At 53.1% G+C, this 14,469-nt stretch carries 15 protein-coding genes; 1 reads left to right on the top strand and 14 read right to left on the bottom strand.

Going from position 1 to position 14,469, the window contains the following annotated elements; genetic code table 11:
• Window positions 1-13 precede the first annotated feature (13 nt).
• The 14 genes from rpsK to rpsH all read right to left on the bottom strand — a co-directional run bounded on the left by rpsK (window position 14) and on the right by rpsH (window position 9,517).
• Window positions 14-418: a 30S ribosomal protein S11 gene (gene rpsK / locus NXT00_RS03125; protein ID WP_259077304.1), complete on the bottom strand. Its 405-nt coding sequence runs from the start codon at window positions 416-418 to the stop codon at window positions 14-16.
• 3 nt (window positions 419-421) lie between these two features.
• Window positions 422-790, bottom strand: a complete 369-nt coding sequence (rpsM, locus tag NXT00_RS03120) for a 30S ribosomal protein S13 (RefSeq protein ID WP_259077305.1) — start codon at window positions 788-790, stop codon at window positions 422-424.
• A 250-nt stretch (window positions 791-1,040) separates the two neighbouring features.
• Entirely contained in the window at window positions 1,041-1,262 is a 222-nt protein-coding gene (gene infA, locus NXT00_RS03115) for a translation initiation factor IF-1 (RefSeq protein ID WP_005519800.1), read from the bottom strand.
• Window positions 1,263-1,530: 268 nt separating this feature from the next.
• Window positions 1,531-2,187 (bottom strand): L,D-transpeptidase, encoded by a 657-nt coding sequence (locus NXT00_RS03110; protein WP_259077306.1) that lies wholly within the window; start codon window positions 2,185-2,187, stop codon window positions 1,531-1,533.
• A gap of 161 nt (window positions 2,188-2,348) precedes the next feature.
• Window positions 2,349-3,143, bottom strand: a complete 795-nt coding sequence (gene map / locus NXT00_RS03105) for a type I methionyl aminopeptidase (protein ID WP_259158019.1) — start codon at window positions 3,141-3,143, stop codon at window positions 2,349-2,351.
• Window positions 3,144-3,407: 264 nt separating this feature from the next.
• Window positions 3,408-3,953, bottom strand: coding sequence for an adenylate kinase (locus tag NXT00_RS03100; protein WP_259077308.1), 546 nt, complete (start codon window positions 3,951-3,953; stop codon window positions 3,408-3,410).
• Window positions 3,953-5,272, bottom strand: coding sequence for a preprotein translocase subunit SecY (gene secY / locus NXT00_RS03095; protein ID WP_259077310.1), 1,320 nt, complete (start codon window positions 5,270-5,272; stop codon window positions 3,953-3,955). The genes NXT00_RS03100 and secY overlap by 1 nt, the downstream gene beginning before the upstream one ends.
• A 419-nt stretch (window positions 5,273-5,691) precedes the next feature.
• Entirely contained in the window at window positions 5,692-6,486 is a 795-nt protein-coding gene (locus tag NXT00_RS03090; protein WP_259158018.1) for a formate/nitrite transporter family protein, read from the bottom strand.
• Between the two features lie 377 nt (window positions 6,487-6,863).
• Window positions 6,864-7,310 carry a 50S ribosomal protein L15 gene (gene rplO / locus NXT00_RS03085; RefSeq protein WP_259077312.1) on the bottom strand — a complete coding sequence of 149 codons (447 nt, stop codon included), beginning with the start codon at window positions 7,308-7,310 and terminating at the stop codon, window positions 6,864-6,866.
• A gap of 3 nt (window positions 7,311-7,313) precedes the next feature.
• The gene (gene rpmD / locus NXT00_RS03080; protein WP_259077313.1) at window positions 7,314-7,499 is read right to left on the bottom strand and encodes a 50S ribosomal protein L30; all 186 of its coding nucleotides are present in this window, start codon (window positions 7,497-7,499) and stop codon (window positions 7,314-7,316) included.
• 3 nt (window positions 7,500-7,502) lie between these two features.
• Entirely contained in the window at window positions 7,503-8,120 is a 618-nt protein-coding gene (rpsE, locus tag NXT00_RS03075) for a 30S ribosomal protein S5 (RefSeq protein WP_259077314.1), read from the bottom strand.
• 38 nt (window positions 8,121-8,158) lie between these two features.
• A complete protein-coding gene (rplR, locus tag NXT00_RS03070) occupies window positions 8,159-8,563 on the bottom strand; it encodes a 50S ribosomal protein L18 (protein ID WP_259077315.1) in 405 nt (134 codons plus the stop codon).
• Window positions 8,564-8,566: 3 nt separating this feature from the next.
• Complete coding sequence (rplF, locus tag NXT00_RS03065) at window positions 8,567-9,103, bottom strand: 50S ribosomal protein L6 (RefSeq protein WP_259077317.1); 537 nt, start codon at window positions 9,101-9,103, stop codon at window positions 8,567-8,569.
• A gap of 15 nt (window positions 9,104-9,118) precedes the next feature.
• A complete protein-coding gene (gene rpsH / locus NXT00_RS03060) occupies window positions 9,119-9,517 on the bottom strand; it encodes a 30S ribosomal protein S8 (RefSeq protein ID WP_259077320.1) in 399 nt (132 codons plus the stop codon).
• 749 nt (window positions 9,518-10,266) lie between these two features.
• Between rpsH and NXT00_RS03055 the strand changes: the two genes are divergently transcribed.
• Entirely contained in the window at window positions 10,267-12,525 is a 2,259-nt protein-coding gene (locus NXT00_RS03055; RefSeq protein ID WP_259158016.1) for an HtaA domain-containing protein, read from the top strand.
• Window positions 12,526-14,469 lie beyond the last annotated feature (1,944 nt).

Raw genomic sequence — 14,469 nt, 5'->3', positions numbered from 1 at the left:
CTTTTTCCTTTCCTTAAACGCGACGACGCTTGGGTGGGCGGCAGCCATTGAATGGCTGTGGGGTGACATCAGAGATTGACGTAACTTCCAGGCCAGCAGCCTGGAGGGAACGAATTGCGGTCTCGCGGCCGGAGCCCGGACCCTTCACAAAAACTTCAACCTTCTTCATGCCGTGCTCCATGGCCTTGCGGGCAGCATTCTCAGCAGCGAGCTGAGCGGCAAATGGAGTGGACTTGCGGGAACCCTTGAAGCCAACGTGGCCAGAGGATGCCCAAGCGATCACAGCACCAGAGGGATCCGTAATGGACACAATGGTGTTATTGAAGGTGGACTTGATATAAGCGTGGCCTGCAGCCACATTCTTCTTTACGACGCGACGCCCAGAACGGCGTGCATTAGCGCGTGCTTTTGGAGGCATGGATTACTTCTTCTTTCCGGCGATGGTCTTCTTCGGACCCTTGCGCGTACGGGCGTTGGTCTTGGTGCGCTGGCCGCGAACAGGCAGCCCACGACGGTGGCGCAGACCCTGGTAGCAACCAATTTCGATCTTGCGACGAATATCTGCCTGGACCTGGCGGCGGAGGTCACCCTCGACCTTCCAGGTTCCCTCGATAACGTCACGCAGAGCAGCAATCTGCTCATCGCTCAAGTTGTCGGTACGTAGATCCGGGGAGACGCCGGTCTCCTCGAGCAACTGCTTAGCACGGGCGGGGCCAATGCCGTAAATATAGGTAAGTGCGACTTCCATACGCTTATTGCGTGGAAGATCTACACCAGCAAGACGTGCCATAGTGGCGGTACCTTTCCGGTTGTTGCGGTGGTTTTCTCCATGCTCGTCCCTGCCAATTAACCCCCTCACCCGGATCGGAAGCCGGGATGAGTAGGGCTTTGAAATAAAAGTGCAAGGCTTTAGCCACCGCGGCCAAAGGTGTGGATGAAAGTCTCACGCTAGAAGGAGCCTGGAGCTATTCCTTTAGGGAATAATGCCCAAAAAGCCCCTGCCACACGTGAAAATTCAGTGAAGCATGAAGGCGAATAGTTTATTTATAGCGGTAAACAATACGACCACGGGTCAGGTCATAGGGAGAAAGCTCCACTACTACCCGGTCCTCGGGAAGAATACGAATATAGTGCTGGCGCATCTTGCCACTAATGTGAGCAAGAACCTTGTGTCCGTTATCGAGCTCAACACGGAACATAGCGTTAGGCAAAGGTTCAACAATGCGACCTTCAACCTCGATAGCGCCTTCCTTTTTAGCCATATCCTCTGCATTTCCCCAGCCTGTCGGCCGGTTCGTTTGATTACCACTGGAATAGCACAGACAAAACACATCTGCACCATCTGCCCATAGTACACATACCCTGGATATTTTCCTAACTGACAACGGCGTGTCACCACCACAACCCCGCTAAATATATCCAGAGATACCAAAAGAATACGCGGCTATCCCCATATCGTGAGAATAACCGCGTTCTAGATATTGGCAGTGAGCATTGGGGGGGATTCGTTCAGCCCCCACTACTTTCAGCCTAGTAAATGAAGACCGGGTCACCTACCTGTAAGTGATTCCAGAAGGCAATGGCGTCATCGCGGTAGAGGTGAATGCAGCCGTGCGACCAAAGATCAGGATCACCCTCGTGGAAGGCTTGGCCGTTATGGGTGAAGTAAATAGCATAAGGCATGGCGGCATTGTTGAAGACATAGGATACCTCGTCTAGTACCTTGCGGGTCACGCGCAGGTTGCCAGTTTGAGTTTCCCAGCCAGGGGCTCCAGCAGAAATGCGTACATTTCCGCCCTTTACATGTCCATCCTCCTGCAGCCATGCGCGCTCACGGGCGAGATCAACACATACCCGGGCGGTTTTGGGGCAGGGGCCATAGTCGAAAGTGCGCTCGCGCTCTTGGATAAGGCCTGGGAAAACGAAATTCACGGCACCATCGGTTGCGTTTTTAATACCTTCAGCAACCTGGGGATTGAATGTGGCATCTGCGTGACGATATATATTTTGGCGAGTCTGCCAAGCTCCCTCGCGCACGTTGCCGAGAATATCGGAGGAGCCGCCGACAAAGTCTTGGGCACCTGCTGCTGGGGTGGCGGCGAGGCCAAGAGCCATGGTAAAGGCTGCCGCAGCCGAGGCTACGCGGCGTTTCGTCGCCGACTTCTTATTCGTGTGCTGAGAAATCATAGCTACCACTATAACGGTCTGGAAAAGCGAAAGCGAAACTACTCACACTATAGTTGACGAATCCACCATCCCCGCCCCTGGTGAAGCGATCATGGGACTTAGAATATTGGATAATAACCGGGGGAATCGAGGGTCCGCCCCACCCTCATTCCTTATCTGCCTTAATAGCGGGGAGTGAGAATGCGTGGCCCCGCAGCAGTAGCTGCAACAGTATGCTCCCAGTGGGCTGCCCACGTGTCGTCTTCACTCACTACTGTCCAACCGTCATCAAGCACAATTGAATAAGGGCTACCCAGAGTTAACATTGGCTCAATGGCTAGTACCGACCCCTCTACGATCTCTGGGCCTCGCCCCGCCTTGCCTTCGTTGGGCAGCCACGGATCTTCGTGCATGGTGCGACCAATTCCGTGTCCGCCATAGTCAGCCACGATTCCGAAGGAATAACCCCACTTCTGCTCGGCCTTCCGCGTAGCTTTCTCTAGCGCATGTGAAATATCAGTGAGGCGACGACCCGGCACCATCATGGCTATACCCTGGTGGAGCACATACTCCGTGGCCTCATTAAGTGCCTGGATATCGGCGGCCAACTCACCAATGCCGAAGCTAATAGCGGAGTCTCCCACCCAGCCATCGAGTGTGGCGCCGCAGTCAATGGAGACGAGATCTCCTTCGTCCAAGCGCACGTCCGGATGCGGGATACCGTGCACGATCTCTTCGTTAACGGATGCGCAAATAGATGCCGGAAAACCTTCGTAACCCTTGAAAGTGGGAATCGCGCCGTTGCTGCGGATAATATCTTCGGCGATGCGATCGAGCTCCAGCGTACTCATGCCTACGCTCGCGGCGTCGCGCACGGCAGTCAGCGCCTTCCCCACGATTTCGCCAGCAGCCTGCATAGCATCTAATTCGGCTGGGGTTTTGGGTTTGATAGTTGTGCGGCGTTTACGAAAGGCCATGAGTATTCCTTGGAAATAGTCGAAAGGATAAAAGACTGAGGCAGTTATACCTCATTGCCTGCTCCGTGTGGCAGGTACGGCCGCCAGGACTATACCGAGGCGGCGCGGCATGTACATAGCTATAAAGGCCGAAAGCAAGACCGTTCCTCCTTACCTCACTCGCATGAGCAGAGGCTAGTTGAGCTGGTCAAAGCTTTCGGCCTGGTACAAAGGGGACGATTAAGCGTTTTAGGAGCGAGCTTTTCTTAGCGCGTGTGCACTGTTTTAGCGACCGAGGGCCTGAAGCGTGGAAGAGCTGATATCTTCGATACTTCCCTCGGCGTTAATTTTGAGGATCTTCTCGCCGTAGTGCTCAATAAGTGGCGCGGTTTCCTCGCGGTAGACCCCAAGCCTCGTGCGAATTGTTTTCTCATTATCGTCGGCACGGCCACGAGCGAGCATACGCTCAACAACGATATCCTCAGCAACATCTAACTGCACCACTGCATCAAGCTGATGGCCCTGCTTCTCGAGCATGGTATCTAAAAGATCGGCCTGCTCGACGGTGCGTGGGAATCCGTCGAGGAGGAATCCCTGTGCTGCGTCCTTCTCGTTCAGGCGAGATTCCACCATGCGCGCAGTGAGATCGGTAGGCACCAATTTGCCTGCATCGATATACTGCTTTGCTTCTATTCCGAGTGGAGTTTCTTCGCCGATATTGGCGCGGAACAGATCACCAGTAGAGATATGCGGCACACCCAGCTTTTCGGTGAGGATAGCTGCTTGCGTGCCCTTGCCTGCCCCAGGAGGGCCGAGGAGAACAATACGCATTATTTCAGGAGTCCTTCGTAATTGCTTTGCAGCAGTTGAGATTCAATCTGTTTGACGGTTGTCAGGGCGACCGAAACCATAATGAGGATCGCGGTGCCACCGAAAGGTGTTGAGCCCGATTGAGAGCTCACCCCGAACTCGAGCATGAGGTTTGGCAATACAGCGATGAAGCCAAGGTAGAGAGAGCCCACGAAAAGCAGGCGGTTCATCACATAGGACAGATAGTCTGCAGTTGGCTTGCCGGGACGGATACCAGGGATAAAGCCGCCGTATTTTTTCATATTGTCAGCTTGGTCGTTCGGATCGTACTGAACCGAGACATAGAAATAGCTGAAGAAAATAATGAGGGAGAAGTACAGTACGATATACTGCCACGACGATGGCGTTTGCAGGTACTGAATGACATTGCGCTGCCACCAGTTATCGGGAACCTCAAAGGTATTGGAGTTCACGATCTGGGTAATGAGCACGGGCATATAAATCAGCGACGATGCGAAGATGACCGGGATCACGCCACCCTGGTTGACCTTGAGCGGCAGATAGGTGGACGAGCCACCATACTGACGGCGTCCCACCATACGCTTGGCGTACTGGACGGGGATGCGGCGCTGCCCTTGCTCAACGAAGACCACGCCAACGACCAAGATGATGACTGCGAAGACAACAAGGCCGAAAACGAGTTGCCCTGAGCTGGCGAGAATATTAGCACCATCGGAAGGGAGACGGGTGGCAATACCGGCAAAGATAAGCAGCGACATGCCGTTGCCAACGCCGCGCTCAGTGATCAACTCGCCAAGCCACATCACAAGAATGGCACCAGCAGACATAGTGGTAACCAAAATGATGAGGGTGAAGATATTGCGGTCTTCTTGGAGGACTCGAATACCTGAGCCTAGGAGTTGCTCGCGGTCTGCGAGTGCGACAATACCCGCGGACTGCAGCAGCGCCAGCGCCAAAGTGAGGTAACGGGTGTATTGGTCCATCTTAGCCTGACCCGACTGCCCCTCCTTCTTCAGCTCCTCGAAGCGGGGAATAACTACAGTAAGCAGCTGGACAATAATCGACGCCGTAATATAGGGCATGACACCAATGGCGAAGATCGATAGCTGCAGGAGCGCGCCACCGGAGAAAAGGTTAATCAGGGAATAAACACTCGATGAGTCGGAGGTTAATTCCCTAATGCGCCCCGATATTGAGGCGTAATCTACACCTGGCGATGGAATTTGGGCTCCCACGCGGTAGAGAATAATCAATGCAAGTGAGATGAGGATTTTCTTACGAAGATCCGCATCCTTAAATGCCTGGATAATGGCGGACACTCAGGCCTCCCAGGTATTCGCCGCCGCTAAATATACTCAAAAAATCATCCACTCTTTTTGGCCATAGTCCGTCGATGAAGGCGGTACATGGATCAAACATCAGTGGAGACTTTTCAAGCGATATAGCAGCGCTAAATACTTCGTGCTCGTTGATTAATCTCCCGCGCTTATAGCTTATGACTCTCCTAGCGGCAAACGCTTAAAAGTCGGTGCACTAAGTGCGCGGAAGAAAATGGACAATGTTTGACTTTTGTACTCTACCACCATCTAAAGCCAGCGGCATACTACACTACTCCCCTCATCCCCCTAACGGGAGCAAAGGCAGGGGGCAAACCTCGTTGATCGCCACCGGAAGAACTACTGATCACTCCCGCCTCGACAGTCACACTGAGGTCGCGCCGCTGCCCTTTGGTAGATCCTTATTGGATATGGTCAACATAGCCATCGGGGCCCGCATTAAGCCAGGCATAACCGAGGCCCATGAAAACACCACCGCCGATGAGGTTGCCGATCCAGGCAAATAGCCAGTTCTGGCCTATCTGTGCGGAGGTGAATAGTTCTGGCAGCGGAGAAGATGCAAAGCCAACAATACTCGTCAGCGAGAAGTTTGCAATAACGTGCTCGGTCCCCAGGCCCACAAAGATGGCGATGACAAAGAGAAGCATGCAGAATTTAGCAAGATAGTCTTTCAGCAGCAATGCGCCAATAATGCCCATATTGACCACGAAATTGGCCACAATGCCTTCGATGATCCAACCGACGGGGTCTTTATCTAATTTATGGGAGAGTATCTCCGCCGCTAGATGGGTATCAGTCATATGAGCGAATACATGCGAACGGGAAAGGAGGAATCCCACGATGAGGGCCCCGATAAGGTTGAAGACGGTGCTGAGGAGCAAAATGATGGTGGCGTTCTTCGCGGAAATCACGCGGCGGTAGAGCCCAAAACACATATACATCATATTGGAGGTCGTCAGTTCCGCCCCCAATAAAATGATTGCCGCCAGGCCCACAAAGAACAGCATGGCAAAGACTGGTCCTCCGAGGCCTGGGGCTAGGGCTTCGACCTTATCCCCCATATGGGCCGCAAAGGCAGTACCGAGGGTGAGATAGACTCCGGCGAGAATGGCGCGAACGGCCAAGCGGGCTGGTGAGTGATTGAGAAGGAGCACTTTTTTTGCTACCGATTTGTCGATCACATCATTGAGCGTCATCCCGTAATCCTTTCACGTCCACGAACTCAGTGAATTCGTGTTTTCTTTAGCGTCAGTACGACCTTGTCGCTCAATTAACGCACGGACGTTAAGAACGATTGACGGCGCACACTAGCTCCTAACTCTAAGTCACCAGGCCCAAAAAGGCAGAAGGGAACCGCCGTGAAAAAAGTCATATAGTCGCCTTACCCGCCCTGGGATCTTAGGCCAAAACTCTCAGCAGCATGTGCACTTGAAGAAATCATGGGCTGTGGGCCCTTACGGGAGATGAAGAAGGAGAGCTATAGGCACAGAAAACCCCTCCCTCTATGCCACAACAGGATAGAGAGAGGGGTGATCTCTTAAGCGTTAAAACTATAAGGCCGAATTATGCCCTATTATGCTTCGGAGACAGATCCACCAGCTGCTTCGATTTTCTCAACAGCAGACTTGGAGAATTTCTGTGCCTCAATGGTGACCTTGACGGTCAGCTCGCCCTCACCAAGCACCTTTACGGGCTTATTAGCGCGCACGAGACCAGCGGCTACCAAATCGGCAACCTTAATATCTCCGCCTTCTGGGAAGTGCTCCTGCAGATCAGCAACGTTGACTACCTGGTAGATAACCTTATTGTTGTTCTTAAAGCCCTTCAACTTAGGAAGGCGCATGTGGATTGGCATTTGACCACCCTCGAAGCCAGCCGATACTTGCTTACGAGCCTTGGTACCTTTGGTACCGCGACCGGCGGTCTTACCTTTGGAGGCTTCACCGCGGCCGAGCCGGGTCTTTGCTTTGTGTGCACCCTTAGATGGGCGCAGGTCGTGAAGCTTAATTACTTCGCTCATTGTTTACTCCCCTGCCACTTCTTCGACAGTGACCATGTGGCGTACGGTCTGAACCATACCGCGCACGGCACCATTGTCTGGGCGGACGACGGAGTGGCCGATGCGCTTGAGGCCCAAAGCGGCGATATTTTTACGCTGCTTAGGGTTGGCACCCACCAGTCCCTTGTTCTGGGTAATCTTCAGGGCCATGATTTAAGCCTCCTGTCCCGCGCGCTGGCGCAGCATACGAGCTGGTGCGACCTCTTCGAGGGTCTTACCGCGGCGAGCGGCTACCTCTTCGGGACGAACCAGTTGCTTCAAGCCGTCAACGGTAGCGTGCACCACGTTGATAGCGTTGTCGGAGCCTAAGGACTTGCAGAGAATGTCCTGGATGCCCGCGCACTCAAGCACTGGGCGAGCAGCGCCACCAGCGATCACACCAGTACCAGGAGCAGCGGGGCGCATCATAACGACGCCTGCAGCTGCTTCACCCTGGACTGGGTGGGTGATGGTGCCGGCAACCATAGGTACGCGGAAGAAGGACTTACGTGCTTCTTCTGCACCCTTTTGGATGGCTGCTGGGACTTCCTTGGCCTTGCCGTAGCCTACGCCAACCATGCCCTTACCGTCGCCCACGATTACAAGTGCGGTGAAGCTGAAGCGACGACCACCCTTGACAACCTTGGACACGCGGTTGATAGTAACTACGCGCTCAATATATTGCGAGCGCTCATCTTGCTGGTTACGACGATCGTCGCGGCGTCCACCGCGGCGCTCATTCTTATTTTCATCGGCGGAGCGTCCGCCTTCACGCCGTTCACGTCCGGACATTTAGGCGTTCCTTCCGTTGTTGTTATTAGAGATGATCATTAGAACTTCAGACCACCTTCACGAGCTGCGTCGGCCAGTGCAGCAACACGGCCGTGGTACTTATAGCCGGCACGGTCGAAGACGACCTTTTCAATGCCAGCTGCCTTGGCGCGCTCAGCGATCAGCTGACCGACCTTGGCTGCCTTAGCCTTCTTATCGCCCTCAACTGCGGCTGCTTGCTCCAAGGAGGAAGCGGCTGCCAAGGTGTGACCCTTGAGGTCATCGATCACCTGGACGTGCATGTGGCGAGAAGTGCGGTGAACAACAAGGCGTGGAGCCTCAGCGGTGCCACGCAGGTTCTTACGGATACGGTAGTGGCGGCGTGCGCGGGCGATGCGACGGCGGGTGGAAATATCCTTACCTACCGGCAAACGCTTTCCGTTGTTATTTTCGGTTGTGCTCATGCTTTACTTACCCGTCTTTCCGACCTTGCGACGGATCTGCTCGCCTTCATAACGAATACCCTTGCCCTTATAAGGATCATCCTTACGCAGGCGACGGATAATGGCGGCGACCTGTCCAACCTTCTGCTTGTCGATACCGGAGACGGACAGCTTAGTGTTTCCATCAACGGCGAAAGTGATTCCCTCCGGTGCTTCGATCAACACTGGGTGGGAGTAGCCGAGAGCGAACTCAAGGTTCTTGCCCTTAGCCTGTACACGGTAGCCCACACCGAAGATTTCCATCTTGATGGTGTAGCCCTCGGTGACGCCAACCACGAGGTTGTTCACCAAAGAGCGGGACAGACCGTGGAGTGAACGGTTCTTGCGGCTATCATCTGGGCGGCTCACAACAATGTGGCCATCCTCCAGCTGCGCCTTGATCGGCTCAACGATGGTGTGAGACAAGGTGCCCTTAGGGCCCTTAACCTCTACAAACTGGCCGTCGATCTTAACATCGACGCCGGCAGGAACAGCGATGGGTGCCTTACCAACACGTGACATATTCTCGCTCCTCCCTTACCAGACGTAGGCGAGAACTTCTCCGCCTACACCCTTCTCGTGAGCCTGACGGTCAGTCAGCAGACCCTGGGACGTGGATATGATAGCCACGCCGAGGCCGCCAAGAACCTTAGGCAGATTGGTGGACTTTGCGTAAACGCGCAGACCTGGCTTTGATACGCGGCGCAGTCCAGAAATGGAACGCTCGCGGCTTTGGCTGTACTTCAGTTCGAGAGTCAAGGTCTTACCAACCTTGGCATCGTCGACGGTGTAATCAGCAATATAGCCTTCTGACTTCAAGATCTCAGCAATATTTGCCTTGAGCTTGGAGGAAGGCATCGACACGGTGTCGTGGTGTGCGTGGTTAGCGTTACGCACGCGCGACAGCATGTCGGCAATAGGATCAGTCATGGTCATAGATAGAGACCCTTATAGCCTTTCTCGTTGCGGTTCCACGCCACCTTCATCACGTTACCGCACGCTTTTGGCCACTCTCGCCGCCCTCACTCAATAGTGGGGAAGCTCGCTGCTCTTTGGTTGCGGTCGCACAAGGCGGGGGGCCTACAACAATGTAGGTTGAAAAATTGTCTTGGGGAGCTTTTGATGACCACACAGATTATCCAGAAAATAACCTGCTCGGTGCATAAAAGTCCAAGCGATAACGCTACACGCTTATACCCCCACATGCAACAAGAGGCACAAGCCCCCATCGCCCTCGCTTATCGACGCCTCTGCGCACATCTTAACGTTTCGCCCGCTGCTGCCCTCATCCCCGGCCTTTATCCCCGGTGGCTCTGCGGAACGCCTATACGGGCTGGTTTAGCCCGTAGGTTAAGAAACGTAAATGATACGGAATTCCACCGATTGTCTCAGCAGACAATCTTCATACAAGGCTTTCACCGGTAGGCTATTCGGCTCTTGCACCTCGTGACTGGTGTGCGCTCTTGCTCCCAACTTCCCCGCTGACATCTCAAGTTAGGTAAACCTATCCCAGCCCGCGTATGGTGAGCATCAACCACGATATATATTCACACCCTACTCGGCTGCAACTGCCACAAGGTATCTCTGCTTTTGCCGCTCTTGTTAACGTAAGACGTGCACTCAACAGTTGCGAGGCGATGATCATATCACTGGTGTGAATTAAAACAGTAGAAAGGACATATGTCTTGAGCGCATTTCGTATCAGCCGTCTAGTGGCCATGATCAGCCTGAGCAGTCTGCTGCCAGTATTCCCAGTAGCCACTGCCACGGCGGCACCCGCTCTCATGGATTCTCTCCGCTGGGGCATCCGCTCGTCTTTTAACTCCTATACCAACGGACCTACCTTCGTCCACGGTGGGGCGACCCAGCCTGACCCGGGAAACTATACTTTCACCTTTCCGCTCAAGGACTATAGTTTCGATGCCACTCGCGAGCATACAGAAGCTCAATTCGAAGGCGAGGTTGTTTACCGGAAATACTGCAATGGCCAAGACGGTAGCGACCTCAATGTGTACTGCGATCTGGATCTGTCAATCAAGGATCCTAAAGTTGTAATAGATAAGGAAGGCTCTTATCTTTATGCCACCGTCTCTTCACGCCAGTATCTAAAGAATGAGGTTTACTCCCCCAATGAACCCGTAGCCATTGGAAAGCTCGCGACCACTGGAGGCATCTTCGCAGCCAACAAGGCTGAGGGAACTATTTCCTGGGAAGATATTCCCGTCTCCCTTACGGCAGAGGGCGTTAAGACTTTCTCGAATTTCTACCGTGAAGGGGGCTCCCTCGATGCGATTTCCTTCAGTACTCATGGCGAGGGTCAGCGTCTATCCAGCGATCGGTCGAATCTGCGAGCCGAAAGCGGGGAGTGGATATCGCCGAAAGATTATGATTCCGCCCGCCATAATCTTTACCAGCACGGCAACAAAGCACTCGTGGCGGTGACGGGCGAAGGTCTCCACATAGTAGACCCGCAGCTTGGCGATAGGGCTCAATTTGCTGCCCCTCTTGCTACCAATGGAGTCAATGCATTCGATGCGGACCATGGCTATTTTTACTACACCAAGTGGGACCCACATACCCACGATGGATACCGCCAAGGCTTTAGCTCTGACTTATTCCGAGTGAAAGTCACCGCTACCGGCTTCGGCCAAGAGGAACGGCTCGGTAGCACCAACAATCCTATTTTCGCCCTCGCCGTCCACCACCAGACTGGGCGTATCGTAGCAATCAGCGTGGCAGAGAAGCCCCAGTCTTTTGATATTCCAGTAGATGAGCGCACGGCCGAACTGTATATCGTCGATCCTGTCACGGGCACCCTCTCTGCTCCCCTCACCCTACCCAACACTTCAACACTTCTGGGAGCAGCGGTTACTGATGAGACCACGGCCTATGCTCCCACTTTCTTTGCGGGGTTCACGGCACCGCGCCTGCTCAGCATGGACGATGGTTCTTTTATCTACCACAGCTTGGCTGCCCCTCGGCTGAAAGATTCTGATCGAACTTTGCGCAATATCCTGGTGCATATCAATCCAGATGATCCAGCCCGCCTAGCCGAGTATCTCCCTGCTTCCACGAGCTATCAGGGCACCCAGGTCCTCGAGGGCATCGCCACTGATGGTGAGAGGATCATTCGGTGGGATAAGAATGACGATGCTCAATATTCTCTCGCGGAGAGTTTGCGCTACCAATCGGGCCGGCTCACCCAAGTACGCAGTCCACAACCAGTAGATTCCGTCGTCGGAATTTCTGGCGCCACCTTCGATAGCCACGGACACCTCGTTGTAGTCGACGGCGTTCATTCGAAGCTCGTCTGGATCAATCCCGATACCTTGGAACGCCTTGAGCAAGAAGGTGACTCCCCGCGAGATTTCAGCATTCGCGATGGCAACGGATTATTCGAGGTCTACCAAGATAACCTGCTCGCACTTTCCGACGGCAGCTTCTTTATCCCCACCTACCGGAAGGGTATCGACGAAAAGTACCAACTCATTCGCCTGCGCGATGAATCCCGCGAGCCCTTGAGCGCCGAAACGGCAGAAGAAAAGGCACTTAATAAGCTCAAAGAGCAGCAACGCATCTCCCTACGTATCGCGCAGAGCACGGAAGAAGAGGTGCGTAATCTGCAGCGGGCCCATATCCAGGCGTTGAAAAATAAGAATGAGGTAGAGGCTAGAAATGTAGCCGCCCGACTCGAACTGGCGATCAATAGCTATAACGAAGCTAAAAAAGCCTACGAGGAAATTTTTGGCCGCCCCTATACCCCACAGTTCCCCGACATGCCGAGTATCCCTGACAACCCCACCCCGCTACCACATCCAGATGATCAAGATTCGTCTGGTTTAAGCGGCGGCGCTATCGCTGGAATCGTTATTGGCGTTCTTGCGATCATCGCGGCAATTATTGGGGTGGCGCAGCACCTAGGATTACTCGCGAGGTTTTTCTAGGTCCGGTAGTTCTGAGTTCTAAGTTCTGCCTGTAGCCCTAGCTTCCTTTTGGGCGGAGTAGCTCGTGGCTTTTCGCGTATCGGGGATGGCGAGAGATCCGACTCCTATAGGCTCGTTTTCGGCGCTCGAAGCGGATACGTACATGCTTGGTGGGACAACACGTTGGGCAGTTTTACAGACTGCACAGATAGCGGGTATCGAGCTCGTAGGGGTCGTCTACGGTACACCCCAATATAGTGCGATGTTATGGATAGGAGAGACTAAACCAATAGCAATCCCCGATCACAAAGCCCTAACGAAATTTTTGAAGCAATATGCCGTCTGCACTCAGAAATCGGGTGCAGACGGCACCGTACTAACCTGACAAATTTTTGTGCAACACTATTCTGAGTGGTCTGTCGCAAACTTTTCCCATCAGTCCGCAGCGGGGCGCCGTCGGTAATGAGGCAGCTATTGGGGACAGAAAACTGGGCAGAAGAGAAGTTAAGACATCAAAAAAGGTTGCTATACATCAATTATTTCACTTTGGAATCACGTAAGCGTTATGAGAGTCTGATAATTCCGAATCCGATTGTAAGCAATATAAATACCGCGAGATATGAGTCGCGATTAGCAACTTTAGATAGCCAAGTAGGAATAGTCATTAAGCTTCTTAGACACCACTATATATTGCGATTGTAGGCAGAATTAAGCTGGGAGAATAACTTTTTACCCACTACATGTAGCGTTATTCGCTCTTTCTGGACTGCGTAATCTAAGATTCATCTCAGGATTAACGAACCTGTTGATCCCTCTCCTCGCTATGCGGTGCCCCAGGGCCTTTATTGACCTCGGCACTCGTCGGGCACTGCCCGAGAACAAGAGAGGAGGTGAAGGAGATCAAGGAAGAACCCCAAAAATATCGACTAGTTGAAAAAGGGGAAAACCGCCCACAGCATTTTAGACGTCGCGGGCGGTTCCTGGTACGAATCGGTTATACACTCAAGATTGCCTGGGAACTCTAGGAGCTTCCACTCGGCGATTTGATGCAATTAATCCAATTCTAGATCTCAGGGGAGCATTCGGGTTGCAGCCAGAGTGTTCCCCCCTCAAAACAAGAAGTTATCGAGTAAAAGAGTCCTAGCTCCTCTTATGCTAGTTGCGTCATCACATAAAGAACAATCGGATCTACGAATAATCAGCCTAGATCTGCATAAATGAGCGAACTCCCGCGAGTACTTAACGAACCTGCGATTCCAACACCAACCCACCGATTGGCCCAGACTCTTGGATAACTGCTGCCTCACACGGTGAGGTACAGCCAAATGTCAACCGCAGAATTTGAGGGGGCATGCAAAAATAGTGAATCCGACTACCAGAATATATGGCACACTTAGGCTAGCGGGGATCCTCCCTATGATGGCTTCGATTTCGATGGAATATTAGTATCTTCTCGCCATTTTCACTGGTACTTTTCAAGTGATTCAAACCTCGCGTCCACCATAGAGTCCTTTAGAAATTTTGGTAGCTTTGGCCTGAGTACCGACAAATTCTTGGTCGTCTCGCTTCCCACATCATCATACAAAGCCACTACGGCTACAGCTCCAAAAGTTGTCAGTGCACCCCTCGAGGAAAGCTCAACTCCAGAGCCGCCTCACAGATGCCGGAGGGGCCAAGCATGGAAGTTAGAACCAGTCGTTCCCATAAAAGTTCGGAATATAGCCTGAGGAAGCTAATGTCCCCTGAGATCTACCTATTGATGATTTTCACCCAATCAAGATACCAAAGAAGGATATGTGGGATCCGGGGAGATCAGCGCTCCGAGAAATCTGGAACTGGAAAAACTAGGAGCCTTGACCAGGTGACGCCTGATGAAATCTTGCCCTCACTAGGGTCATAACCCAGTGCCAGACCTAGGTTTTACTAGGTTTATTTGACCGTGTGCTGCAGACGCTCAGCCCCTAA

It is taken from the genome of Corynebacterium sp. ES2715-CONJ3, assembly GCF_024814365.1.
Taxonomy (GTDB): domain Bacteria; phylum Actinomycetota; class Actinomycetes; order Mycobacteriales; family Mycobacteriaceae; genus Corynebacterium.
Note: the sequence above shows the minus strand (reverse complement) of the source record. Positions and strands in the feature narration are given on the sequence as shown.